The organism is Parasphingopyxis sp., assembly GCF_052168275.1.
Taxonomy (GTDB): Bacteria; Pseudomonadota; Alphaproteobacteria; order Sphingomonadales; family Sphingomonadaceae; genus Parasphingopyxis.
The window spans coordinates 1-24,567 of record NZ_JBQLZM010000047.1 but is presented as its reverse complement, the minus strand read 5'-3'; the positions used below and the strand labels follow the sequence as shown (position 1 = coordinate 24,567).

General features: G+C 63.7%; 18 protein-coding genes and 1 pseudogene. 11 read left to right on the top strand and 8 right to left on the bottom strand.

Annotation, left to right across the window (positions count from 1 at the left end; genetic code table 11):
• Positions 1–50: 50 nt before the first annotated feature.
• Positions 51–1,667, bottom strand: a complete 1,617-nt coding sequence (locus tag ACTS1X_RS04075; protein ID WP_442613101.1) for a class I adenylate-forming enzyme family protein — start codon at positions 1,665–1,667, stop codon at positions 51–53.
• Positions 1,668–1,897: 230 nt separating this feature from the next.
• On the opposite strand from ACTS1X_RS04075, the gene ACTS1X_RS04070 reads away from it, so the two are divergent.
• The 6 genes from ACTS1X_RS04070 to ACTS1X_RS04045 all read left to right on the top strand — a co-directional run bounded on the left by ACTS1X_RS04070 (position 1,898) and on the right by ACTS1X_RS04045 (position 7,833).
• Positions 1,898–3,634: a sensor domain-containing diguanylate cyclase gene (locus tag ACTS1X_RS04070; protein ID WP_442613100.1), complete on the top strand. Its 1,737-nt coding sequence runs from the start codon at positions 1,898–1,900 to the stop codon at positions 3,632–3,634.
• A 77-nt stretch (positions 3,635–3,711) separates the two neighbouring features.
• Complete coding sequence (locus ACTS1X_RS04065) at positions 3,712–5,514, top strand: flavin-containing monooxygenase (RefSeq protein WP_442613099.1); 1,803 nt, start codon at positions 3,712–3,714, stop codon at positions 5,512–5,514.
• Positions 5,515–6,340: 826 nt separating this feature from the next.
• Entirely contained in the window at positions 6,341–6,562 is a 222-nt protein-coding gene (locus ACTS1X_RS04060) for a hypothetical protein (RefSeq protein ID WP_442613098.1), read from the top strand.
• On the top strand, positions 6,559–6,735 hold the full coding sequence (locus ACTS1X_RS04055) for a hypothetical protein (protein ID WP_442613097.1): 177 nt from the start codon (positions 6,559–6,561) through the stop codon (positions 6,733–6,735). The genes ACTS1X_RS04060 and ACTS1X_RS04055 overlap by 4 nt, the downstream gene beginning before the upstream one ends.
• A gap of 3 nt (positions 6,736–6,738) precedes the next feature.
• The gene (locus tag ACTS1X_RS04050) at positions 6,739–6,909 is read left to right on the top strand and encodes a hypothetical protein (protein ID WP_442613096.1); all 171 of its coding nucleotides are present in this window, start codon (positions 6,739–6,741) and stop codon (positions 6,907–6,909) included.
• Positions 6,910–6,918: 9 nt separating this feature from the next.
• Positions 6,919–7,833, top strand: coding sequence for a hypothetical protein (locus ACTS1X_RS04045; protein ID WP_442613095.1), 915 nt, complete (start codon positions 6,919–6,921; stop codon positions 7,831–7,833).
• A gap of 34 nt (positions 7,834–7,867) precedes the next feature.
• On the opposite strand, the pseudogene ACTS1X_RS04040 reads toward ACTS1X_RS04045, so the two are convergent.
• The 5 genes and pseudogenes from ACTS1X_RS04040 to ACTS1X_RS04020 all read right to left on the bottom strand — a co-directional run.
• Positions 7,868–8,101 (bottom strand): annotated as a pseudogene (locus ACTS1X_RS04040) (3-deoxy-7-phosphoheptulonate synthase); the annotation flags it as partial.
• Complete coding sequence (locus ACTS1X_RS04035; protein ID WP_442613094.1) at positions 8,102–9,346, bottom strand: pyridoxal phosphate-dependent decarboxylase family protein; 1,245 nt, start codon at positions 9,344–9,346, stop codon at positions 8,102–8,104.
• A gap of 42 nt (positions 9,347–9,388) precedes the next feature.
• A complete protein-coding gene (locus ACTS1X_RS04030; RefSeq protein WP_442613093.1) occupies positions 9,389–10,786 on the bottom strand; it encodes a class II 3-deoxy-7-phosphoheptulonate synthase in 1,398 nt (465 codons plus the stop codon).
• A gap of 124 nt (positions 10,787–10,910) precedes the next feature.
• Positions 10,911–11,354: a hypothetical protein gene (locus tag ACTS1X_RS04025; protein ID WP_442613092.1), complete on the bottom strand. Its 444-nt coding sequence runs from the start codon at positions 11,352–11,354 to the stop codon at positions 10,911–10,913.
• A gap of 26 nt (positions 11,355–11,380) precedes the next feature.
• Positions 11,381–12,763: an 8'-apo-carotenoid 13,14-cleaving dioxygenase gene (locus ACTS1X_RS04020; RefSeq protein WP_442613091.1), complete on the bottom strand. Its 1,383-nt coding sequence runs from the start codon at positions 12,761–12,763 to the stop codon at positions 11,381–11,383.
• A 75-nt stretch (positions 12,764–12,838) separates the two neighbouring features.
• Here ACTS1X_RS04020 and ACTS1X_RS04015 point away from each other — a divergent pair, with 75 nt between their 5' ends.
• Positions 12,839–13,444: a TetR/AcrR family transcriptional regulator gene (locus ACTS1X_RS04015; protein ID WP_442613090.1), complete on the top strand. Its 606-nt coding sequence runs from the start codon at positions 12,839–12,841 to the stop codon at positions 13,442–13,444.
• 9 nt (positions 13,445–13,453) lie between these two features.
• Here the strand turns inward: ACTS1X_RS04015 and ACTS1X_RS04010 are convergent, their stop codons facing one another.
• The gene (locus ACTS1X_RS04010; protein ID WP_442613089.1) at positions 13,454–14,425 is read right to left on the bottom strand and encodes a TPR domain-containing protein; all 972 of its coding nucleotides are present in this window, start codon (positions 14,423–14,425) and stop codon (positions 13,454–13,456) included.
• Positions 14,426–14,571: 146 nt separating this feature from the next.
• Between ACTS1X_RS04010 and ACTS1X_RS04005 the strand changes: the two genes are divergently transcribed.
• The 4 genes from ACTS1X_RS04005 to ACTS1X_RS03990 are packed head-to-tail and all read left to right on the top strand — an operon-like array spanning position 14,572 to position 20,699.
• Entirely contained in the window at positions 14,572–17,016 is a 2,445-nt protein-coding gene (locus tag ACTS1X_RS04005; RefSeq protein ID WP_442613088.1) for a cyclic nucleotide-binding domain-containing protein, read from the top strand.
• A gap of 2 nt (positions 17,017–17,018) precedes the next feature.
• On the top strand, positions 17,019–17,930 hold the full coding sequence (locus tag ACTS1X_RS04000; RefSeq protein ID WP_442613087.1) for a hypothetical protein: 912 nt from the start codon (positions 17,019–17,021) through the stop codon (positions 17,928–17,930).
• Positions 17,931–17,937: 7 nt separating this feature from the next.
• On the top strand, positions 17,938–19,776 hold the full coding sequence (locus tag ACTS1X_RS03995) for a cytochrome c3 family protein (RefSeq protein ID WP_442613086.1): 1,839 nt from the start codon (positions 17,938–17,940) through the stop codon (positions 19,774–19,776).
• A gap of 56 nt (positions 19,777–19,832) precedes the next feature.
• The gene (locus ACTS1X_RS03990) at positions 19,833–20,699 is read left to right on the top strand and encodes a phosphodiesterase (protein ID WP_442613085.1); all 867 of its coding nucleotides are present in this window, start codon (positions 19,833–19,835) and stop codon (positions 20,697–20,699) included.
• Between the two features lie 159 nt (positions 20,700–20,858).
• On the opposite strand, the gene ACTS1X_RS03985 is transcribed toward ACTS1X_RS03990, so the two are convergent.
• A partial coding sequence (locus tag ACTS1X_RS03985) for a hypothetical protein (RefSeq protein WP_442613084.1) occupies positions 20,859–24,567 on the bottom strand: 3,709 nt, incomplete at its 5' end.

Below are 24,567 nucleotides of genomic sequence, written 5' to 3'. Positions count from 1 at the left end.
GAATTCGGCGCCAGATCAAATGTTAACCGCGCGGGATTCGCGAAGGACGGTCAGGCGGTCAGCGCATCGTGCTTGCCGCGCTCGAATGCGTCGCGCAACGCGAATTTCTGCACTTTGCCCGATCCGGTCAGCGGCCAATCGTCGACCCAGATCCAGTAGGCGGGCGTTTTCTGCGGCGACAGCCGTTCGCGGACGAACGCCTTGAGTTCCTCCGGTGCCGGTTTTTCGCCGTCAGCCGCGCGCATGAAACAGGCGACCAGTTCGCCCCATTTTTTATCCGGAACGCCGACGACCGCGACCTCCGCGATCGCCGGATGCTCGAGCATCGCATTCTCGATTTCGGCCGGAAAGAGGTTTTCGCCGCCGCGGATGATCATCTCCTTTACCCGGCCGGTGATCTTCAGATAGCCGCGTTCGTCCATCGTCCCGAGATCGCCGGTGTGGAGCCAGCCTTCTTCGTCGATGGTCTCGGCGGTCGCCTCGGGATTGTCGTTATAGCCCGCCATGACATTATAGCCGCGGCAGCAGATCTCGCCCTGTTCGCCGATCGCGCAGACCGAATTGTCGTGCGGGTTCAGGATCGCGACATCCATGTGGGGCAGGGGCTGGCCGATCGTTCCGGTCAGGTCCGCTTCGCTGTCGTCGGCCCAGCCATAGGTGATGCCCGGCGAGCACTCGGTCTGGCCGTAGACGATCTGGATCGGCGCATCGAAGACCGCGCGCGCCTTGCGCGCCAGCTCTGGCGCGACCATCGCGCCGCCGCCCATCAACGCCTTGACGGAGGTGACGTCGCAACCGGTCTCTTCGGCCGCCGCGATCATCCCGAACAGCATCGTCGGTACGCCGCCAGCGAGCGCGGGCCGTTCGCGCTCGATCACGCGCACGATCATCTGCGGATCGAAGCCGGGCGCCAGCAGGATGGTGACCCCGCTCGACAGGGCACCGCAGACGATGATCGCGCATCCGGCCGTGTGGAACAGGGGAACGGCCAGCACCACGCTTTCCCCCGGCTGGCCGTTCCAGCGGTGGAATATGTCGGCGCCGTTCTGGATCAGGCCTTTCTGATGGAGGAGGGCGCCCTTCGGGAAACCGGTCGTGCCCGATGTATACTGGATCTGGACCACGTCTTCGGGCGCCGTCTCGCGCAGTTCGCCCCGGTCGTGCCCGTCGAACAGCGCGTCATGATCGGTCAGCAGGATCCGGTGCGCGACCTGCGGCAGCTCGGCGCAGGCCGCGTCGACGACCGGCGTCAGCGGATTGCCGCGGACCGAGGGAACGAAATAGACGGCCTCTGCGCCCGATTGTTCGAGCACATAGGTGAGCTCGCGCACATTGAACGCGGGGTTCACCGTGACCAATGTGATCCCGGCGAGACCCGTTGCCAGTTCGATCAGAATCCATTCGGGGAGATTGTGGGCGAAGATCGCGATCCGCGCGCCGCGCTCGTGACGCGAAGTAAGCGCGCGGCCGAGCTTTTCGGCGTCGCGGCGCAGTTCCACATAGGTCCATTCCCGTCCGACGGCGCCATCCGGCAGCAGTTCGCGCAAGGCCTTGGCATCGCCGTGCTCGGTGGCCTGCTTCGCAAGCAGTGCGGCAAAAGTCGTCGGGCGAAAGGGCGTGTCGGTCTGCGCGGCGAAAAAAGATCGTTCGAGATTGACCGCATACATCGCATCACCCCTGACTTTGTGCGATGGTTAATCATGTTCCCGCATTTGTCGATAGCGGGGCCGATTCAAGCCACCATCTCATCCCGGCGTTAACCTTTGTTCAAACCGCGTTCGTTTATGAAAGCCGTACTCGTGGGCCGGGGCTAGAGGTATTTGATCATGGACCGACAGCGCACCCTTCGCGCACACCAGCCCTTTTGTGCTGCACGGCTCGATGGATCGGTCGCCTGATGGCGGCGATGCGCGCCTTTTTCTCGGCGATGCTGGCCGTGGCCGGACTGGCTGCGCTGTTTGCGCCGGCCGCGGCGGTCGCCGCCAATTCCTGGGTACCCGTGTTCGACCGGGCTTGCATATTGAGCAGCGCCGATCCGCTGGACGCCGCCGATGCGATGGCGCGGGAGGCGGATTTCGTCTGCAGTGCGGGTCCGATGGAGGTGCGCGCCCACCATGTCTGGCTGCGCATCGATGGCGGGGAGCTGGACCTGCCGGAGGAAGCCTTGCGGCTGGAAAGCGATTTCGCGCCGCTCGAACAGGTCACGGTCGCGGTGCGGTACGCGGACGGCGGTATCGACATCCGCCGGTTCGATGCGCGCGAGGTCGCCGATTCCTGGACGGCGGGCGCACGCTTCTCCCTGCCGCTGGCCGAGGGCGGGCGCGCCATCGACACCATCTTCATCGGACTCGACCGGCCGTGGTCGACCGCGATCTACACCGCGATGGAGGTCATCACCGAAACCTCTTCCGAACGGCAGCGCTACGGCCGCTCCGTCCTGTTCGCCATCTATTGCGGCCTGACGCTCGTCCCGATCCTCTACAGCATCGCCTTCTACCTGTTCATGCGATACCGCTTCATGCTGCTCCACGCGATGATGGCGGCGGGCATCCTCGTCTACACCTTCGCCTCTTCGAACCTGATGATGCATTTCTTCCCGGACACGACCCTGTGGGTCCGGCTGATGACCTCCTATGCCTCCGTGTCCTTCGCGATCGGCATGTTCGGATTCTTCGCGGTCTCGTTCGTCGAGGAAGGGATGTTGACACGGCGGGAACGTATCGCCGCCTGCGCGGTGAGCGGTCTGCTGATCGCCAATACGGTCTTCATGCTGACGATCGCCCGGGATATGCCGTTCCTCGCCCGCAACATCTATCATGCCGCCTATGCGCCGGCGGTGATCGTCTTTGCCGTCCTGATCGTCCGCCTGCTCCGGCGCAGAAGCCGGGCGGGCCTGTTCCTGTTTGGCGGCTGGGCGTTCACCAGCGTCGTCGCGATCGACCGGATCGCGCGCGGACTCGATGTCTATATCCTGCCGCCCGAAATGGATTTCTCGCTCTATTTCGGTCTCACGATCGAGGCGATCGTGACGGCGTTCGGCGTAGCCGACCGGTTCGTGGTCCTGCGGCGGGAACGCGATGACGAAATCTCGCGCGAGATCGAGCAGGAGCGCCGGGCCCTTACCGACGAGCTGACGGGCCTGCCCAATCGGCGCGCCTTCGATCTCGCGCTGCGCGAAGAACCGGAGGGTGCGCTCGCGGTGGTCGACATCGACCGGTTCGGGCGGACCAACGAACTGCACGGCCGGCAGATCGGCGACAATGTACTCCGCACGCTCGCCAATCTGCTGCGCGAGACCGTGGCCAAGGGGCAATCCAAGGGCGCGTATCGCCTGGATGGCGACAAATTTGCCGTGCTTTTCGACGTTGCCGATGCCGGGGAAGCCGCACTGCGCGCCGAGGCGCTGCGGCATATGGCGATCGTGAGGATCGGCCAGGCCTTCCCTTCGATCGAGGACATGATCACGGTCAGTATCGGTGTTGCGATGGCTGCCGGTCACGACAGCAGGAAGCTTCAAAGTGCGGCCCATTCGGCGCTTGCCGTCGCCAAGCGGCAGGGCCGGAACCGGATCGAGATATCGGCCGGCGATTCCGGCCCGCATCTGGCGCCTAGCCTCACCCAAAAACCCGCCTAGGCCGCCAAAGTTGACGCGACACGGCTGACTGCGCACAAAGGGCGGTGCGCATTTAACGTTTACGTTAGAGGAAAGCCATGGCTAGCACCGCAGAGATCAGCCCTGCCGACAAACAGGCGATATTGGCGAAATATCGGGAGGAACGGGACAAGCGCCTGCGTGCGGACGGCAATGACCAATATGTCGAGCTCACGGGCCAGCTCGCCCATTATGCCGAGGATCCCTACGCCGAACGGACCGAACGCGCACCGCTGACCGATCATGTCACCTATGCGTTTGTCGGCGGCGGCTTTTCGGGCCTGGTGTCGGGCGCGCGGCTGAAGGAAGCGGGGATCGACGATCTCCGGATCGTCGAAAAGGGCGGCGATTTCGGCGGAACCTGGTACTGGAACCGCTATCCGGGCGCGCAATGCGACACGGCCTCGATGGTCTATATGCCGCTGCTCGAAGAGACCGGACACATGCCGTCCGAAAAATACGTCCATGCGCCCGAAATCCTCGAACACTGCCAGCGGATCGGGACGCATTACGATCTCTACGACAAAGCGGTTTTCCATACGAAGGTCGAGAGCCTGGTCTGGGAAGGCGAACATTCGCACTGGCGGATCACGACCGATCGCGGCGACGATTTCACGGCGGATTTCGTCGGGCTCGGCACCGGCCCGCTGCACGTCCCCAAGCTCCCCGGCATTCCGGGCATCGAGAGCTTCCAGGGCCACAGCTTTCATACGAGCCGCTGGGATTACGACTATACGGGCGGCGATCCCGACGGCGCGCTGCTCGACAAGCTCGCCGACAAGCGCGTCGCGATCATCGGCACGGGCGCGACGGCCGTGCAGATCGTTCCGCATCTTTCCAGCGCCGCGAAAGAGGTGTTCGTCATCCAGCGCACGCCGTCCTCGATCGATATCCGCAACAACGAACCGATCGATCCCGACTGGTTCGAGGAAATCGCCACCGAAGGCTGGCAAAAGCGCTGGCTCGACAATTTCACCGCGAACCAGGGCCTTGGCCATGCGACCGAGGATCTGGTGCAGGACGGCTGGACCGACCTCACCCGCCGCTTCCGCGAGCGGGTCAGGGACCTACCGCCCGACCAGCTGACGGTCGAGAATATGCTCGCCGCCTGGGAAGATGCGGACCTCCAGAAGATGACCGAAATCCGCGCCCGCGTCGACGCGCTGATCGCAGACCCCGACACGGCGGAAGATTTGAAAGCCTGGTACCGCCAACTCTGCAAGCGGCCCTGTTTCCATGACGAATATCTGCAATCCTTCAACAATCCCAACACCCACCTGATCGACACGGACGGGAAGGGCGCCGAGCGGATCACCGAGAAAGGCGTCGTGGTCGCCGGCACCGAATATGAAGTCGACTGCATCGTCTATGCGACGGGCTTCGAGGTCGGCACGACCCTCGAGCGGCGCATGGGTTTCGATCCGGTCGGCCGCAACGGGCTGACCCTGGCCGAGGCCTGGGAAGACGGCATGCGTTCGAAACACGGCATCCATGTCCATGGCTTTCCCAACCTGTTCCTCGTCCAGTCCGCCCAGGGCGCTCACCTGATTTCCAACTATCCGCACAATCTCGTCGAATGCGCCCGCGCGATCGCGATCATGATCGCCCATGCGCGGGCGACCGGCGCGAAAGAGGTCGAGGTGACCAGGGAAGCGCAGGACCAATGGGTCGCGCTGCTGATGACCGGCCCCGGCATGGTCATCGGCTCGACCGAATGCACGCCCGGCTATTACAACAACGAAGGCCAGCCGACCGAGGAATCCAGATATTTTGTCGGTTATCCCCATGGCGCCCAGGCCTATTTCGCCTATCTCGACGGCTGGCTGAAGAGCGGGACGTTCGAGGGCGTGGAATTTCGGTGAGCCAAATCCTCCCGGTGCCGGGGAGGATTTATAAAGTTCTCGTCCGGTTGACACTGGTTGACACTCGCTGGGGGTGCCGCAGGCTATCCTACCCAAAGTTGACAAAGTGGACGCACAGCGGCGCGAATAGCGCGGACTCGGGCTTGGCTATGCGGTCGGGCGCAAGAGATCGACGCGTTCAAAGAGCGTGGCGGAGGATAGCAGGGCAAGGGGTGTGTAGGACAGGGAAATCGCGGCACGCTGAGAAACGGCGTGTTTATCAGGCGAGGTTCGGCGCGTAGAGAGAAGCGAGCAAGGGGCGAGCGGTCATTCAACGAGCTTGGTATGCATAATCTTGAAAAAGGGAAACTAAAAATAGCAATTCAATACAATGATATAGAGGATCTCGTTGCAAACTCAGCCTTACCTCTGTGGGTATTCGCGAATTGCGTGGTTGCAAAAGTTACAAATGTTCCTATATTGTTCGTTTGGCATGAGATGTGAAATAGGGTGTCAAAATGGAACAAGGTAATGAAGAGAGACTTCTGAGGGCCATTTTGGCAACCGTTGCAAGGCAGACATTTCCGCCCAGTGAGCTAGTTGCGATGGTAGCTCCAAGGAAAGGAATGTTAAAGCAAATACAAGCATTTAATATGTGCGATGGTACGAATACACAGAGCCAAATCGCGAAGATAACCAAGCTGGATAGCGGGAATTTGAGCAAATCTATTAAGAGGTGGATTGATCTCGGTATCGTAGTCCGCGTGGTTGAGGACAAGGTGGAAAAGCCGATTCATGTCTATCCGATATCCGAAGACTTGGTAATCAATTAGGAAGAGCGAATTCCATGGCCAGCAGTTTGAACGAGGAAGTTGTCGATCGGTTGGACGTTTTGATCCGTCTCCAAGGGCAGGCGCTTACGTCTCACATTGACGGACAGAAGGAACGCATACTGTTTCTCCACAAAGCCGGCTTGGGCCCCAAATTGATTGCTGAAATTATTGGAACTTCGCCGAACTCTGTGAGCGTGGCGTTGTCCAAAGCTAGGAAAGCAGGAGAAATCGAGTGAGCGATCAGTCGGAGAATCATGAGCTCGAGTCCGTTAAACGACTGATGATTTTGCAGCTCCTCCAGAGTGGAGTGAAGCAAACCCACATCGCTGCGATGTTGGGAGTTAGCGATGCGACGATGAGCCGGATGATCCCAAAAGGTCTGGCGGCAGCAATAAAAAAGGAGATCTAGGACATGTCTGAGAAGCTCTTGTCGCAGATTGCCGCCGACTTGGATATGATCAAGCGGCTAATGATATTTGATCAACTGCAGAAAGGGCATTCTCAAGCCAAAATTGCATCTGCAATCGGTACCAGCCAAGCATCAATAAGCAGAATGCTCGCAAAGAAGTCGGACGAAAAGTAGCTCGGAATCATGGCCGCGACTCAGATTGTTCACGACGCGATTTCGAATGAGAATGAGAGTCTAGAGCATCACGCTAACGTGCTGAAGCGTTCGGAGCGAAGAAAGAAAGTTTTTAAGTCGGTGTATAAGGGCAAAACAAACCCTAAGACCGTGGTTTGGATTGCTGAAGACACAGGTTTATCGCGAAAGGCTGTGCTTGATGTAGGGCTGCAGTTGCACGAAGCTCAGATGGTCAGAAAGGATCGAATAAGCTTAAAGCACGGTGCGGCAAAGCAGACGGTTTATTTCAAAACGGCGTTCTGTAAGAAAAATCGATCAAGAATCTTGGCGTTGGCTGAAAACCCTAAGAAGCTTGTGAATCTCTCGACAAAGCGCTCCCCAAAAACGGCGATCACACAAATTTCGGTCAAACAGGTTGCGATTCCAAAAGCTCTCTTTGAAGCCAAGCAATTGACCGTCGATGATATTGACTCATTTTCGGCAGTGCGAAGCGTTCAGTCAACGGACAAGAAGCTCGATGGGCTTTCCGAGACCGCGTTCAAGAATGGGATCAAGAGCATCATTGGTGAGGCGGCAGAGTTCAAAGATTGGGGCGGAGAAAAAAGCGACCTGATGACCACAAGGGTGCAACTGAACGGCACCCGCATCTCGGCGGCATTTGCGTTCAAAGGCCCTGGGCTGAAAGCAAAACTCGTTCCCGGGAAAATGGGAAAGAATGGCGATCAGGCTCAGCGTCTTTTTTCGGAACCTGTCGAACTCTTAATGGTCCATCATTGGCGCGAGATCGATTCTTCTGTTCTCGAACTAATCCAGAACTTGGCAATCGCGAAATCAGTAACTGAAGGACGGAAAATCTATTTCGGATTGATCGATGGGCAAGATTCGAACCGTCTAGTCGCCGCATACGCAAAGCACTTTCAATAGCTAAGCCGCCTCGGCTTCCTTCTCCCGCCGTCAACTACGCGGCCTGCGTTCTGCCCCCGGCAGAACGGTTCCGCTCCGTTTCCTCGTTCAGCATTTCCGCCAGCAGGAACGCCAGCTCTATGCTCTGCCCGGCGTTGAGGCGCGGGTCGCAATGGGTGTGGTAGCGGTCGGCGAGGTTCCGTCCGGTCACCTCGGGCGCCCCGCCCGTGCATTCGGTGACGTCCTGACCGGTTGTTTCGCAATGAATGCCGCCGCCCCCGTCGCTGCGCTAGCTGTACCGCGCCTCGACCGTCTCGGCGGCCTTGTCATCGCCTGCCGCGACCGTCCGTACGCTGGCGGCCAGGTCCTCGAGATAGGCGTCGATGAATTCCGAATGTCTGGGCGACAGCATCAGGTGAAGGCTCGGAGGCTCCATCGTCACCGACGTGAACCATCCGCGGCGATACATTTCGCCGTAGAGCGCGAGGGCATGATGGTCGGGATGGCGGAAGGCGATCAGGCCGAGCAGCGGGTTGCCGAGAATTTCGAAGCCCAGGGCCTTCACGCCCTCTTCCAGCCGCTCCCGCGTCGCGCATACCTCTCCCTGCAGCCGGCGATAGCCGTCGACCCCGAGATAGTTCATGATAGCCCAGGCCGCGGAGATGGCGCCGCCGGGCCGTGTGCCGGCGAGCGTCGGCGTCATCATCGGGGCGGCCGACCAGCAGGAAAATTCGAACGGCATGTGCGTGTAGAGTTCTTCGGAGCGAAACAGGACCGTCGAAGCGCCCTTGGCGGCATAGCCATATTTGTGCAGGTCGGCGCTGATCGACTTGACCGCGGGCACCTCGAAATCGAAGGCCGGGACCGGCACGCCGTTCATCCGGGCGAAGGGCGCGAAATAGCCGCCGACACAGGCATCGACATGGAGCCATACGGCCTTCCGTTCCGCCGCTTCGCCCAGCGCCGCGATCGGATCGATGATCCCGTGCGGGAAGTTCGGCGCCGACCCGACCATCATGATGGTGTCCGTGTCGCACGCCGCCTCCATCGCCGCGACATCGGCTTCGAACGTGCCGTCGGTTTTCAGCGGCACGCGCCGCACGTCGATATCCATCAGATGGCAGGCCTTGTCGAACGCCAGATGGGCCGATTGCGGCAGGACGATATTGCTCCTTTCCGGAGCGTCGCCGTTCGCGCGCGCATGATCGCGCGCCGTCTTGATCGCCATCGTGATGGAATCCGTGCCGCCGGACGTCATGGCCCCGGTCGATCCTTCCGGCCCGTGCAACAGGCCCAGCGCCATGGAGATCACGTCCTTTTCCATCTGCGCCAGGGACGGAAAGGCGGCCGGGCCAAGGCCGTTTTCCGACATATAGGCCGTATAGGCCTCTTTCTGGATTGCCGCGATTTCGTCGCCGGCGTTGAACACATAGACGGCGGTCTTGCCGTCCCGCCATTTGGCATCGCCGCTGCCGCGCTCGAGCAGGTCGGTCCTCACTTCGTCCCAGGGTCGCCCCGTCGCTGGCAGTCGCATGATATCGGCCTTCTTTCGGATATCGCCCGAGGATTTTCGGCGTTAAGCGGCCTCGCTCTCCGCTTCGCGCCGCCGGCCGTTTTCCTCGTTCAGCATTTCCGCCAGCAGGAACGCCAGCTCGATGCTCTGCCCGGCGTTGAGGCGCGGGTCGCAATGGGTGTGGTAGCGGTCGGCGAGATTCTGTTCGGTCACGTCGATCGCGCCGCCCGTGCATTCGGTGACGTCCTGTCCCGTCATCTCGCAATGGATGCCGCCGCCATAGGTGCCTTCGGCGCGGTGGACGGCGAAGAAGCCGCGGACCTCGTCGAGGATGCGGTCGAAGGGCCGCGTCTTGTAGCCGGTCGCCGCCTTGATCGTATTGCCGTGCATCGGATCGCAGGACCAGATGACCGGATGTCCCTCGGCCTTCACCGCGCGGACGAGCGGGGCGAGGCCCTCTTCCACCTTGTCATGGCCGAAGCGGCTGATCAGCGTGATGCGGCCCGGCGAGCGCTCGGGATCGAGCGTGTCGAGCAGCTTGAGGAGATCGTCGGGATCGAGGCTCGGCCCGCATTTCATGCCGATCGGGTTGGCGATGCCGCGGAAATATTCGACATGCGCGGAATCCTCGAACCGCGTGCGGTCGCCGATCCAGAGGAAATGGGCCGAGGTGTCGTACCAGTCGCCGCTCTGGCTGTCGCGGCGGGTCAGCGCTTCCTCATAGGGCAGCAGCAGCGCTTCGTGCGACACGTAGAATTGCGTGCCGTTGAGCTGCGGCACCCGCTCGGCGTCGATGCCGCAGGCGTCCATGAACTGGAGCGCGTCGCCGATCCGGCCGGCCAGTTCCTCGAACTTCTGCGCCCAGGGGCTCTTGCCCATGAAATCGAGCGTCCAGCTATGGACCTGATGGAGGTTGGCATAGCCGCCCGACGCATAGGCGCGCAGCAGGTTGAGCGTCGCCGAAGCCTGGCTGTAGGCGCGGATCATGCGCTGCGGATCGGGCACGCGCGCTTTCTCGTCGAAGCCGATATCGTTGACGATGTCGCCGCGATAGGAAGGGAGGGAGACGCCGTCCTGCTCCTCGACGTCCGAGGAGCGCGGCTTGGCGAACTGCCCGGCCATGCGCCCGACCTTCACGACCGGGACCTTCGATGCATAGGTGAGAACGACCGCCATCTGCAGGATCACGCGGAACGTGTCGCGGATATTGGTCGGGTTGAACTCGGCGAAGCTCTCCGCGCAATCGCCGCCCTGGAGCAGGAAGGCCTTGCCCTCCGCCACTTCGGACAGGTCGGCGCGCAGCTGTTTCGCCTCGCCGGCGAAGATCAGCGGCGGATAGTTGGCAAGCGTGGCCTCGACATCGGAGAGTGCCGCCGCGTCGTCATAGGCGGGCATCTGGATGCCGGTCGCATCTCTCCAACTATCCGGGCGCCAGCTATCGGGGGTCCATTGCTTCGTCATTGGCTCAATCGCTCGTTTTCGTACCTGTGGGTAGAATCATGCGGCACTGCACAAGTGATTGCAACGGGGTTTTGGTTGTCCGAGCCCAAGCCGATATTTTCGGGCGGCGTTGCGGCGGAGACCGTCAGGTTCGGCGCGGGGAGGCGGATCGGCGCCATGGCCGGTCGATTGCCAGCGCAAGCAGGGCCAGCGCGCAGGTTCCGGCGACGGCAAACCAGGGCGGGGTCGCGGGCGTATGGCGGAATACGGAGAGGGTCGCCCATAATGTCGGGATGTTGAACGCGAGTATGAGGAGCGGCGCCGTATAGCGGGCCCAGCGTTCGCGGCGCCTGATCGGGAAAGCGATGAGCGCGAACAGCGCCAATGCGAGCGCCAGCCACCCGCCGCCGGCGACATCGAGCAGCGCGCCGATCAAGATGCGGTATTCGGGCGGCACCGCGCTCCATTCCGCGCCGACCGCAACCGCATGATAGGGCATGAAAGTCGGCGAAAAGAGATACAGCGCGCCGAGCACGAGGCTGCTCAGCGCGATCGCCGCGTAAATCACCATCGGCAGGCGGGTCATCATGCGCTCCCGGTCGGCGGCGGGTGGCGCTATTCGGCGTCCACCCAGTTGCCGTGAAAGCCCGGCGGGATGCGATGGGGGAGGTGGACGGTCGCCACCGGATCGCCCGTGAAGTCCGCGGCATCGAGGATCACGAAATCGGTGCTGTCGTCATTCGCGTTGACGACCAGGCCGACGAGCCAGCCCTCGTCCTCGCCGTCCGCGCGGGGGACGAAGACGAACTCGCCCGGATAGCGGCCTTCGCCGAAATCGTGCGTTTCGCGCGTGCCGGCCTCGAGATCGTGCTTGTAGATCCGGTTGCCGCCGACGAATTCGCTCCCGGCGTTGTTGGTCTCGGTGCAATAGGCGTAGCGATAGGGCTTGCCGGTCAGCCGTTCGTCGAGCCGCGGGAATTCCTGCGGATCGGGATCGATCACCGCGCGTTCGACCTTCGCGCCGTCGCCCGGGATCATCCAGCGCTCGAAGCTCATCCGGCTGTCGTCCGGCCCGCGCGAGCTCTGGTGGAACAGCTTGTCATGGACGCAGACGTCCATGACGACCGCGCCGTCCTCGCGCTCATAGGCATTGGCCGGGTGGAAGACGTAGCAGGGGTCGACATCGTGCCAGACGACGGTGTCGCCCGCTGCCTCGCGCCCGAGCAGGCCGATCCGTGCCTTGTGGTGCGGGTTCCAGCGATAGGGGAAGGGATAGCCGGCCGCCATCGCCTCGATCGAGAAGGTAACGGGGAGGTCCATCACGACGACGTAATTCTTCGTGATCGCGCAATCATGGATGCTCGGGCCGTGCTCGACGGCGACCGGCTCGGCGCGGCGGACCTTGCCGTCGGCGCCGACCACGACGTGCCGCACGACGTTCATTTCCGGCGCGAGATAGCAGATGGCGTGCAGCTCGCCGGTTTCGGGATCCCTGTGCGGATGGGCGGAAAACGCCTTTTCGAGCGTACCCTGGAAATCGCTATGCTCGATCGATTCGAGCTCGGGGCCGAGTTCGACGGGGAAACCGCCCGCCTCGACGACGCCGAAAATCCGGCCGGCATGGCCGATGACGTTGGTGTTCACCGTATCGCTCAGCGGGCTGCGCGTGCCGCCGATGGGTTCCTCGCCGAGCGCTTCGCTGACCCGCGTCGAGCGCAGCCAGCGGTTGCGGTACCAGAGCGCCTTGCCGTCGCTGATGCGGATGCCGTGGACCATGCCGTCGCCGACGAACCAGTGATGCTTGGCGGGATCGATCGCGGTCAGCGGGTTGGGCCCGATCCGCATATACTGGCCGTCCAAATCGTGCGGGATTTCGCCTTCGACCGCCAGTTCCTCGAGCGTCAGCTCGTCGGTCATCGGCTTGTGGATGCCCGTGGTATAGGGGTGCGCGGCGATTTCGGGGCGTTCGACGGGGCGGGGTTCGGCGACGGTGGCCATGGCGGAATTCCTCATGTTCGAGCTGGCGAATCGGTATGTTGACATTGTTAACTCATCAATGATAACAGTGTCAACATGGAAGAGACGGACGCGAAGACGGCCCGCCGCCAGGGCTATCACCATGGCGATTTGCGAAGCGCCCTCATCGAGACCGGCCTCCGGCTGCTCAAGACGAAAGCGGGCAACGAGATCGGGTTGCGCGAAGTGGCGCGCGGAACCGGCGTCAGCGCGACCGCCGTCTATCGCCATTTTCCGGACAAGGACGCGTTGCTCGGCGCGCTTGCCCATGAAGGGTTCGAAAAGCTCGCCGACCAGCAGGAGGCGGCCGGTGCGCGGGAAGAAACCCAGGACGCCGCCTTTCGCGCGATCGGCCAGGCCTATGTGCATTTCGCGGTCGCCAATCCGGCGCTGTTTCGCCTGATGACGAGCTATATGCATCTGTCGGCGGCGTGCGACCGCGGGGGGACGGTGGTCGGCGACAACCGCGCCGGCCGCTTGCTGAAGGACAATATCGCCGCGCTCATGCCCGCCGATGCGAGCGAAAGGGATCGGGAGATCGCAGCGATCCAGTCGCTGGCGCTGGTCCATGGTCTCGCGCAGCTGGTGCTCGCGGGGCAGGTGCCCAACGATCCGGCCATCATCGACGCCGCCGTCGACCGGTTCGGTAACTGGACTCGCTAGGCCCGCTCCTCAGGCGCCCGGCACGCCGAGCGCCCGCGCCGAGGCGTTGATCCGTTCGAGCTGGGCCGAATTGCCGGCAAACGCCTCCCGCGCCCGCCGCCAGGCGTTGCCGGCCTGGGACGTCTGGCCAAGCTGCATCCGCGACCGCATCAGCATGATCCAGCCATCGGCATCGTCGGGGTTGCGCGACAGGCGCTCGTCGAGGCCGTTGACCATATTCTCGATCATCATCTCCTGCTGGCCCTGCGGCAGCTGGCTGGCGGAGCGCATCTGCTCGGGCGTCGGACCGGGAATCCCCTGCGTCGCCGCCGCCGGCACATTGCTTTGCGCCATCGTCCCAGGTGGTGGAACACGGCCGCTGACATCGATGCCTTCCTCTTCGGATACCTGGGCGATCAACCGGCGCAGATCGCCTTCCCACGGCGCGCCGGCGGGCGTGTCGCGCAGCAGCGCGATCCAGTCGTCGATCGCCGCCGCGTGATCGCCGGCCATGTCCTTGCGCACGCCTTCGAAATAGCGGGCCCGGGGATCGGCGGGATCGAGCTCGAGCGCGCGCGCGAAGGCCTGCTGCGCCGCTTCGGGAAAATCGCCATTGGCCGCCAGCGCAAGCGCCTCGCCGCGGGCCGAATGATAGCGGGCGAGCGTCGGGTTCAGTTCGCTGGCCCGGCCATAGGCGCGCGCCGCATCGGCATAGCGCCCGGTCTGGAAATAGGAGAGGCCGAGCAGCGACCAGCCTTCCTCGTCCTCGGGGTTCGCCTCGAGCCGCGCTTCGAGCCTGGGGATCGCCACGTCGAAGTCGCCACTGGCCATCGCCTCGGCCTGGGCCGTGCCTTCCGGCGCGCCGCTTTCGGCCGCGCCGCGGTCGTCGCCGCGCGCGATCGCGAAACCGATCGAAAAGGTCGCGATCGCGGCTGCCGCGATCAATGCGTAGCGCGCGAGCCCGCCATTGTTCCCGGCATCCGATTCCCGCGATTCGCCCATGTTTTCCACCTTCTATAAATTTCCCGCTTCTATCTAGCTTGTCCCCCCAAAGATGATAGAGTGGCGATCGGGCGCACAGACATGCCGGCAGAAAACGGGGGAAACCCGGCCGTCGGCTATGCTTGCCCTAGGGGCAGGGGGGAAATGTGGCGGACGCCTATCGGATCGCTATCATCGGATCAGGCCCGGCCGGGCTGAGCGCAGCGGGACGGGCTGCACAACTCGGCCTTTCGCACGTCCTGCTCGAAAAGACCGACCATCTCTCCGACACCATCTACAAATACCAGAAGGGCAAGCATGTGATGGCGACGCCGAGCCAGCTCGTGCTGCGCTCGGACATGGATTTCGAGGCGGGCAAGCGGGAGGCCGTGCTCGGCACCTGGGACGAACAGGCCGCGGCGCAAGGCGTCAATGTGCGGCTCGATTCCGAGGTGACGGCGATCGAGGGAGATGCCGGCAATTTCCGGATCGCGCTGGCCGATGGCGAAACGATTGCGGCCGAGAATGTCGTGCTGGCGATCGGCACGCAGGGGAATCCGAATACGCTGCGCATCCCGGGCGGCGATCTGCCCCATGTCCAGTATCAGCTCGACGATCCCGGCGAATATGTGGACGAGCATATCACCGTGATCGGATCGGGCGATGCCGGAATCGAGAACGCGCTGGGCCTGGCCGCCGATCCGGAACAGGGCAATACCGTCACGATCCTCAACCGGTCCGCCGAATTCGCGCGCGCCAAGGACGCTAACGTCAAATTGCTGACGACCGCCGGCGAGCAGGGCCGGATCACCATCATGAACGAAACCGCGCCGGCGGAGCTGCTGCCGGGCGAGATCCTGCTCGACACGCGGGACGGCCAGACGAAGATCCGCTGCGATCGCGTGATCGCGCGGATCGGGTCGGCGCCGCCGCGCAAGTTCGTCGAAGCCTGCGGCGTCGAATTCGCCAGCGAGGATCGCGAGGCTTTTCCGAAGCTCTCGCCCGCCTTCGAATCCACGAAGAAGGGCATCTTCGTCATCGGCGCGCTCGCCGGATATCCGCTGATCAAGCATTGCATGAACCAGGGCTATGACGTGGTCGAGTTCATCAACGGCAACACCGACCTGAAACCTGCCGACGAACCTTTGCTCGAGGCGAAATTCCAGGGTTTGCCGGGCCGCCAGTCGGTCGAACAATGGCTCGATTTCCTGCGGGCCCGGGTGACGGTCCTCAACGAGCTTTCACCCCTCCAGATGCGCGAGTTCATGCTCGATTCCGAAGTCCATTTCTTCCGCAAGGGTCAGACGATCTTCGAAAAGAACGAGCCCGGCTCGTCGATCTTCGGCATCGCCCAGGGCAGCGTGCTGGTCGAGCTCAGCGAGAGCGACCGATCGTTGACCCAGGGGATCGAGGAAGGTTCGATCTTCGGCGAAGTCGGCCTCGTATCCGGCCGCCGCCGCGGGGCGACCATCCGGGCGGCCGAAGACACGATCGTCGTCGAGATTCCGCGCATGGCGACGCTGAAACTCATGGCGTCCGTGCCCGCGGCGCGCCGCGCCGTCACGAATATTTCGACCGAACGGCAGTTGCTGCAGATGTTCGGTTCGGGCCTCAAGTCCGAAGACCTGGTCGATGTGATGAAGACCGCGGAAATCCTGCATGTGAAGGCGGGCGAGGCGATCATCGAGGAGGGCGATGACGGGATCGACCTGTTCGTCATCCGGTCGGGATCGATGGTCGTCGAAAAGATGGTCGGCCGCAAACCCGTGTTCCTCTCCTATCTTCCGGCCGGCTCCTATGTCGGCGAGATGGCGTTGCTCGACGATCAGCCCCGGACGGCGACCGTGCGGGCGGCCATCAAGTCCGAGGTCATCCGGATCGACGGCCATGCGTTTCGCGCGCTGCTCGAGCGGAAACCGAAACTGCTCGAACGGGCGCGCCGCGAAATGGAATCGCGCGAGGACGTCACCAATTTCGTCGAGGCCAGGAAGGACAGTTTCTCCGGCGTGGTCGACATGTACAGCTCGGTCGCGTCCTTTCTCGTCGAGAACGGCATCGGCGAAGCGACCGACGTCCTGCTGATCGACGAAAATCTCTGCGTCGGCTGCGACAATTGCGAAAAGGCCTGCGCCGACAGCCATGAAGGTCTTTCGCGGCTCGATCGCGAGGCGGGGCGCACCTATGCGCACCTGCATGTACCGACCAGTTGCCGGCATTGCGAACATCCGCACTGCATGGCCGATTGCCCGCCCAATGCGATCCATCGCGGCGACGACGGCGAGGTGTTCATCGACGAAACCTGCATCGGCTGCGGCAATTGCCAGCGCAACTGCCCCTATGGCGTGATCCGGATGGAAAAGGTGCCGCCGCCCAAGCCTTCGCTGCTCAGCTGGATATTCTTCGGCTCGGGGCCGGGACCCGGCGAGCCGGAGCATGACTGGATCGAGCAGCGGGTGTCCGACGACACGCCGAAGGTGGCGATCAAGTGCGACATGTGCGCGGGTATCGCGGGCGGGCCGGCCTGTGTGCGGGCCTGCCCGACCGGCGCCGCGATCCGCGTCGCACCCGAGGAATTCCTGTCGGTCGCCCGGCTAGAGACGGAGCAGAGCTGATCATGGCGACGCGGCATGCGGACACCGAGCCTGATTTCGCCGGGACCGGCGACGTCGAACGCACGAAGATCGCCGCCGGGGCGCAGCATGAGGGCTTTCTGCGCTACCGCCGGGGCTACTGGGGCAAGATGGCGCTCGGCATCTCGGTCACGCTGATCGCGGTGTACCTGCTGATCGATATCGAGCCGCGCCACAATGGCGGCAGCTGGCTCGGCTACACGCTCGGCACGGTCGGCGTCGGCCTCATCCTCTGGCTGACGATGCTCGGTGTCCGGAAGCGCGCGATGACGCCCGGCCGCTGGTCGCTCAAGGGCTGGACGTCGGCGCATGTCTATCTCGGCCTGTCGCTGATCGTGATCGGCACGCTGCACACCGGTTTCCAGCTCGGATGGAACGTCCATACGCTCGCCTGGGTGTTGATGATGATCGTCATCGTCACCGGCATTTTCGGGATCTCGGTCTACGGCATCCTCCCGAGACAGCTCAGCAGCAATCGCGACGAGACGACCGAGGCGCAGATGCTCGAAACCGTGGACGATATCGATCGCCAGCTGTTCGACGCCGCGCAGCCGCTGGATGCCGGCGGCGCGGCGATCGTGCAGGAGGCGCTCGACGAAACGGCGTTCGATGGCGGGCTGTGGCAGCGATTGAGCGGCAAGTATCGCGGCGGGGGGACGGCGCGGGCGCTCGCCGGTTTCCGGTCTAGGTCGAGCGCCGGGGACCATCCGCTCGACGAATTGTACGACCGGCTCGAAGCATTGCTGGCGCGCAAGCAGGCGGCGCTGTCGCGGATCAGGCGGCATCTCAGGATCAAGGCGATGCTCCAGGTCTGGCTGTACATCCATGTACCGCTGACTTTCGCGCTGCTTGCCGCGCTGTCGGCGCATATCGTCAGCGTATTTTTCTACTGGTAGGGGTGCGATGAGCTTTATCGTCAAATATCGTTCGCGCACCTCGGGTGGCCGGGAAATCGTCCGCGCGAGGACGGTCGATGGCGACACGCTGAAGATCGGGCGCGGCGCAGAGAGCGATATCGTCCTCAGCGATCTGGGCGTCACCCTGCATCACGCGACGATCCGCCGCGCGGGCAAGACTCAGATCACCCTCGAAACCGAAAAGAACCTGCCGGTTGCAGTCAACGGCCGCTCGACGACCCGGGCGGACATCAACGCCGTGCGCGGCGGAACGATCCGGATCGGCCCCCACCGGCTGATCGTCGCGATGGGCGAGGGCGAGGAGGAAGCGGGCCGGATCGCGATAACGATCGATCGCGAGGACGTGGCCGACAGCATCGAGGCGCATCGCCTCTTTTCGCTGGCCGGGACGATACCCGGCAAGCGGATCAGCGCCTGGACGTTCGTGGCGATTGTGCTGGTCTCCTGTCTCGCGCTGCCGATCTGGTCCTATTATTCGAACAGGGGCGTCGAACAGCGCGCCGAAGGCTTCCATGCGGACAGCGTGTGGGTCAGCGGCTCCATGTCGGACGGGCACGCCAACCTCGCCGATGATTGCCAGGCCTGTCACGTCGAAGCCTTCGTGTCGGTGCGCGACAGCGCCTGCCTCGAATGCCATACCGATATTCCCGACCATGCGGAGGCCGACCGCATGGCCGTATCCGAACCGGAACCGGGATTGGGGCGCGCCTTTCTGCGGACCGTGTCGATGGCGTTCAACCGCCCGCAGCGCAGCTGCGCCTCCTGCCATCTCGAACATGAGGGCGCCGGGGAAATGGCGGCGGCTCCCCAGCAATTCTGCGCCGATTGCCATGCCGATCTCGATACCCGGCTCGCCGATACGGACATCCTCAACGCCCATGATTTCGGGCGCGACCATCCGGAATTCCGGCCGCGGATCATGACGCGTCCGGCCGACGAAACGGGGATGGCGCGCTATCGCCGGATCAGTCTCGAAGACGGGCCGGAGGAAAATACGGGTCTGAAATTCCCGCACGAGCTTCACCTGTCGGAAACCAACGGCGTGGCGCGCATGGCGCAGCGGTTGAGCGGCGAATACGGGTTCGGTGCGGCGCTCGATTGCGCCGACTGCCACGTCCCGACCGCGGATCGCACCCGGTTCGAACCGATCACGATGGAGGCCAATTGCCAGATGTGCCACAGCCTGGCCTTCGACCGGATCGGCGGAACGGTCCGGACCTTGCGTCACGGCGAGCCGGAAATGGTGATCGCCGATATCCGCGCCTTCTATCGCGGAACCGCGCCGCGCCGGCCGATCGACCTGTCGGGAATGGAGCGGCGGCGGCCCGGCGACGACAGCCGCGCCCGGACCGTCGGCCGCTATCAGTTCGCCGCGCGCACCCGCTATGCGCGCGCCGACGATGCGATCCGCGCGGTCTTTTCGCGCGACGGCGCCTGTTTCGACTGTCACGAGGTGGAACGTCCGCCGGCCCGCGCGTCGCTCGCCTTCGACATCACGCCGGTGCGGCAGATTTCGCGCTACATGCATGCCGGATGGTTCGATCATGCCGCGCATGAGACCGAGGAATGCGGTACCTGCCACGAAGCGTCGACGTCGGAGGAAGCGAGCGACGTGCTGCTCCCCGGCATCGAGACCTGTCGCGAATGCCATGCCGGCGGAGCCGCAAGCGGCGACGAAATCGCATCGACCTGTGCTATGTGTCACAGCTATCATGCCGACGAGGCGGCACCATATCTCGTCCGCGCAAGAAACAACCGCGGGCAGCGGCCGAGAAGCGTCCGTGATTATGGCAGTCTGGCGATCAATCCGCGTCAGGATCGCTGAACTGCAATAGGGTCGAACCAGGGAGGGCGCATGGCAGAGAGGGAAACCCCGGAACCATGCTGATTGCGCAGATCACCGACATTCATCTGGGCTTCGATCCGGACGATCCGGCGGAATTCAACCGCCGGCGCCTCGATCAGGTGCTCGAACGGCTGTGCGACATGACGCCGCAGCCGGACCTGCTGCTCGCCACCGGGGATCTTACCGACAAGGGCGATACCGACAGCTATCGCCGGCTCAAGTCGGCCTTCGGGCGCTGCCCGTTCCCGGTCTGGCCCTGCATGGGCAATCATGACGATCGCGACGGTTTCGCGAAACTGTTTCCCGAAGTGCCGAAAGCCGAAGGTTTCGTCCAATATGTGATCGACGAGGATCGCTGGCCGCTTCGGCTGATCGTGCTCGATACGCTCGAGCCGGGCCGGCACGGCGGCGCCTTCTGCGATGTCCGTGCCGCCTGGCTAAGGGAGAGGCTCGCGGAAAAACCGGAAAAGCCGGTGCTGATCGTGCTCCATCATCCGCCGATCGAAACGGGGATTCCCTGGATGACGACCGAGCCGGAAGCGGCCTGGGTGAAGAGGCTCCGCGAAACGCTCGCGCCGGCGAGCAATATCGTCGGCATGGTCGCCGGCCATATCCACCGGCCGATCCTGACGGGCTGGGCGGGACTGTCGCTCGCCGTCGTTCCGTCGACCGCGCCGCAGGTGGCGCTCGACCTGCGCCCTATCGACCCGGGCCGACCCGACAACCGGCCGATGATCATCGCCGACCCCCCCGCCTATGCGCTGCATTACTGGAACGGCCGCAGCCTGATCTCGCATCTCGACGATGCGGACGATCATGTGCAGCTCGCGCGCTACGACGAAACGATGCAGCCGCTGGTGCGGTATCTGATCGACGAACATGCGAGCGACCGGAAGCAGTAATGCCGTCCGAAAACCTCTACAAGATTGTCCGATTGCCCTGAGCCCGTCGGGCCGGAAACGGCCGCAGGCCAACGGCTGTCCTTTTCTTTCGACGTGGGAAAGGAAGGGCAGGGCTTAAACAGGCTCGGCCCGAACGGGCAAGGGCACTCAAAGGTCCGATTAGCGCCGCGCGAAAGCCGCGGCGACCCAGTTGTCCATGTCGACGCTGTCCGTAACCCGGTAGGGAATGCCGCGGCTGTTGAGGAACAGCCGTTCCATTTCGCTGCGGGTGAAGGGCCGCGAACCGTGGCGGCCGAACACCGCCATCTGCCCGCCGGTCTCGTCGACGCCGCGGTCGCGGTCCAGGCCCTTGGAGAGCGCGAGCGCCGGCGAGGATGTGCGCATCCAGGCGATCAGCTCGGGCACCGGTGCGGGCGAAAAGCCGTAGAAATTGGGCTGGCTCGACGGGCTTGTCAGTTGCAGCACCTTCATCCCGTTCACGCCGTCGGCGATATAGGCGAAGAGCGAGGCGTTGGTCGTGCCGACGATCACGTCGTTGGTGTCCGGCGTTTCGCCTTCGCGCGCGAAGCGCGCATGCTCGACCGGGGCTTCGGGATTGGCCACGTTGAGGATCACGAGCCCGTCGCGCCCGGCTGCGACATAGGCATAGGTGCGGGCAATGTAGAGCCGCCGCGCATCGGCGAGCGGGAAAGTCGCCTCGGGGATCAGGCGCGGATTCTCGAAATCGGTGACGTCGATGACCTGCACGCCCTCGGCGGTCGTTACCCAGAGATAGCGGAACTGGAGCGCGGCGGCCCGGGCGTCGGCGAGCGGGATCGTCGCGACATGCCGGGGAGCCAGGGGATCGTCGAGATCGATGACGACCATCCCCGCATCGGCGGCGATATAGGCGTAATGGCCACCGAGCACGATGTGACGTGCGCCGTCCAGCACGCCGTTCTCGTTCCAGGCGGTGGTGCCGTCCGCAAATTCCGCGCGGCGCAGGAAGTTGTTGCGGAATTCGCCGTCCGCCATCGTGTTGACGTTGACGAGGAACAGGCCCTCGACGCCGTCGGTGACCGCGGCATAGTTGTAGATCGGGTGGAAGCGCTGTTCACGATTGACCTCGAGCAGACTGCGCTCGGCGCCGTCGGGCGCGGTGACCATCGTATTGGCCATCGTCTCCTGCCGGGTCGGCGCGATATTCTGGTTGGTCGGCAGCGCCATGCAGGTTGCGTTGGTCGAATCGACACGCGTGTCGTGGCCGAGCGGAGAGAAGGGCGCGGTGACGATGCGTTCCGAAAAGCCCTTGTTGGCGATGCTCGCGACATCATAGACCTGGAAGCCGCCGGACCCTTCGGCGACGAACATATATTCGCCGCGCAGCTGGAGGCAGCGGGCGGCGCCGTTGGTCCGCTGCGTGATATGTTCGATTTCCTCGATCGCCCGGGTTTCGCCCGACAGGTCGCCGTCGAAAATGCGCCCGCGCCGGAATTCGATCAGCTCGCGGCCGTTATCCTCGACATGCCGCCGCCAGTAATCGGGAAAGGCGTAGCGATGGAGATAGGAGCCGAACACCGCCTGCGGCTCCTCCCATTCGGTGACCCGGACCGCCTGGAAGCCCTGCTGGTTGCCGACCCAGGCGTTGAGGCCGACAAAGTTGACGAAATTCGTGCCCTGGAGCAGCAGCTGCGCCATGATCGCATTGTTGTCGTTGGCCTCCGAGAGATGGCAGTCGGTGCATTGCTTGGTCTCGGTGCGGCGGACGGTGTGCGGGAAGTGCGGCGCGAAGGCCTGGCTCGAATAGCCGGACGCTGCGATCGGCGGCTGCTGGACGTAGATCCGCTCGCGGTTGATGTTCGTCGAGCTGAGGACCAGCGCCGAGCTCGAGCGGACGGGCGCGATGATATTGCCGCGGGTGTCCTGATGGCGGCCGAGCTGGAACATCTGGTCGCGCGCGACCTGCGGATTGTAGGTCGCGAAGTTGCGCGACTGCAGTCCGTCATAATGATGGCTCGACGTCAGCGCATTGGCTTCGATCGGCAGGTGGCAGCCGCCGCAGGACGTCGTCCAGGAGAGATGGCAGGTGAAGCAGGCCATTTCGTCGTCGCGATGCGCGCGGTCCTCCCGCGCGATGCCAGGCCCGAATTCGAACACGCCGCTTTCCGCGCCGTTACGGCCCATCAGCTTCGACCGCGCCGACGCTTCGTTGAAATCGGGATGCGAGCGGTCGACCGTATCGCGGACGAGGCTTACCTCCCATTCGAGTTCGGGATCGATGATCGAGCGCTGGACGAGGATGCGCCGTCCCTCGCTGTCCAGCATCCATTCGAACCGGCGCTGGCCGTCCGGGTTCCGCAGCAAGGCGAGATTGTTTCCGGTCGGCGGCGCGGCCGGTCCCGACGTCCGCAGCGTCGGATATTCGTCGGCCGTGCCATGGCAATCCACGCACTGGATCTCGACCGCACTCGCCACCTCGCCATAGATCAGCCCGTTGCCATGGCTGTCCTGCGCGAAATGGCAGTCGGCGCACTGCATGCCGATCTCGGCATGGATATCCATCATGTGCACGGCGCGGCCCGGATTGGTGCCGATATCGACGAACTGGCCCTCGCCCTCGCGGCGGAACAGCTCGGGATCGTCGGGATCGAGAACATTGCCGTCCGCGTCGAGGAAATTGCCGTCCCGATCGCGGCGGAAGATCGCCCGGAAGTTCCAGCCATGGCCATGATAATCGGCAAACTGCGTCGTCCGCGCCTCGGGATTGATCAGGTCGTTGACGTTGCGCAGGAAATCGATGTCGCCCCAGCAGCCGCGCACCGCCGCCATCTCGGGATTGCGGTCGAGGATCGCGAACATCTGCTCGGCGGTGCGGTAGATCTGTTCGCGCGGCCACATCAGCGGCGCATCGCTCTCATAATCCCACATCGTGTAGCCGAGATAGGAATTCAGGAACATGTTGGGCTGGTGCATGTGGCAGTTCATGCACTGCGCGGTCGGGATCGACCGGGTGAAGGCATGGCGGACCGGATGGCCGCGCTCGCGCTCCCCGAACGGCACGGCGTCCGAGGCGTGCTCCTCTTCGCCGGGTCCGCCGACTCCGCCATGGGCGTCATCGCCGTCGCTCTCGTGATCGTCCGGATCGCCGTCGCCATGCCGGCCGCCGGCCTCCTGCCGGGCGCGAATGCTCGCCGCGACCCGGTCGAACGCCGCGCCGCACTGGCCCGGCGCCATCGCGACGTCGACTTCTTCTTCCTCGTGCGCGCCCGGCCGGTGCTGGCCCTCGCGCAACCGGTTGATCGTCGGATCGGCGGTCGCCGTCTGCCCGTCGCGGCCATATTGCGCCCAGGTCAGCGAATGCCGCGGCTCGCGGTCGTTCGCATAGACGACATGGCAGGAGGCGCAGCCCGAATGCCGATAGTCGCCGGGCTGGTCGTTGGTCCCCATGAACCAGGTGAACGGATCGTTGAGCCGGGTCTTGTGGATGTTGAGCACCGGGATCGAAACGCGAAGCCCTGTCCCGGGGCCGCGGTTCGACTGGCGCAGGTCCGGACGGCCGGGTTCCTCGAGCCGCTGGATATTGCCGCCGATGTTCGGGATGCCGATCTCGGGGAATTGCGAGGCGATGTTGCGGCCGCCGCGTTCGAACACGCGGAAGATGTCGCCGGGCGGCACGACATGCCAGGTCGGCAGCGGCAGCAGCGAGGGCAGGGCGCCGCGCGCCGCCTGTTCGGGCGTCACCGTCCCGTGCGGATCGCCCGGCGATACGATGCTCGCCGGTTCGCCGTCGCGCGTATAGGCTTCACCGAGAATATAGATTTTGAACGGCAGGATGCCGTTATTGTAGGAGGCGCCGCCCCAGAGCATCGCGCCCGTCGCCATCAGCGAT

Bases quoted from the DNA above. Each gene is read 5' to 3' on its own strand.
- ACTS1X_RS04000 (WP_442613087.1), top strand. From the start codon at position 17,019: ATGGCGACGCGGCATGCGGACACCGAGCCTGATTTCGCCGGGACCGGC.
- ACTS1X_RS04020 (WP_442613091.1), bottom strand. From the start codon at position 12,763: ATGGCCACCGTCGCCGAACCCCGCCCCGTCGAACGCCCCGAAATCGCC.
- ACTS1X_RS04025 (WP_442613092.1), bottom strand. From the start codon at position 11,354: ATGATGACCCGCCTGCCGATGGTGATTTACGCGGCGATCGCGCTGAGC.
- ACTS1X_RS03990 (WP_442613085.1), top strand. From the start codon at position 19,833: ATGCTGATTGCGCAGATCACCGACATTCATCTGGGCTTCGATCCGGAC.
- ACTS1X_RS04045 (WP_442613095.1), top strand. From the start codon at position 6,919: ATGGCCGCGACTCAGATTGTTCACGACGCGATTTCGAATGAGAATGAG.
- ACTS1X_RS04035 (WP_442613094.1), bottom strand. From the start codon at position 9,346: ATGCGACTGCCAGCGACGGGGCGACCCTGGGACGAAGTGAGGACCGAC.
- ACTS1X_RS03995 (WP_442613086.1), top strand. From the start codon at position 17,938: ATGAGCTTTATCGTCAAATATCGTTCGCGCACCTCGGGTGGCCGGGAA.
- ACTS1X_RS04015 (WP_442613090.1), top strand. From the start codon at position 12,839: ATGGAAGAGACGGACGCGAAGACGGCCCGCCGCCAGGGCTATCACCAT.
- ACTS1X_RS04030 (WP_442613093.1), bottom strand. From the start codon at position 10,786: ATGACGAAGCAATGGACCCCCGATAGCTGGCGCCCGGATAGTTGGAGA.
- ACTS1X_RS04050 (WP_442613096.1), top strand. From the start codon at position 6,739: ATGTCTGAGAAGCTCTTGTCGCAGATTGCCGCCGACTTGGATATGATC.
- ACTS1X_RS04010 (WP_442613089.1), bottom strand. From the start codon at position 14,425: ATGGGCGAATCGCGGGAATCGGATGCCGGGAACAATGGCGGGCTCGCG.
- ACTS1X_RS04070 (WP_442613100.1), top strand. From the start codon at position 1,898: ATGGCGGCGATGCGCGCCTTTTTCTCGGCGATGCTGGCCGTGGCCGGA.
- ACTS1X_RS04075 (WP_442613101.1), bottom strand. From the start codon at position 1,667: ATGTATGCGGTCAATCTCGAACGATCTTTTTTCGCCGCGCAGACCGAC.
- ACTS1X_RS04065 (WP_442613099.1), top strand. From the start codon at position 3,712: ATGGCTAGCACCGCAGAGATCAGCCCTGCCGACAAACAGGCGATATTG.
- ACTS1X_RS04060 (WP_442613098.1), top strand. From the start codon at position 6,341: ATGGCCAGCAGTTTGAACGAGGAAGTTGTCGATCGGTTGGACGTTTTG.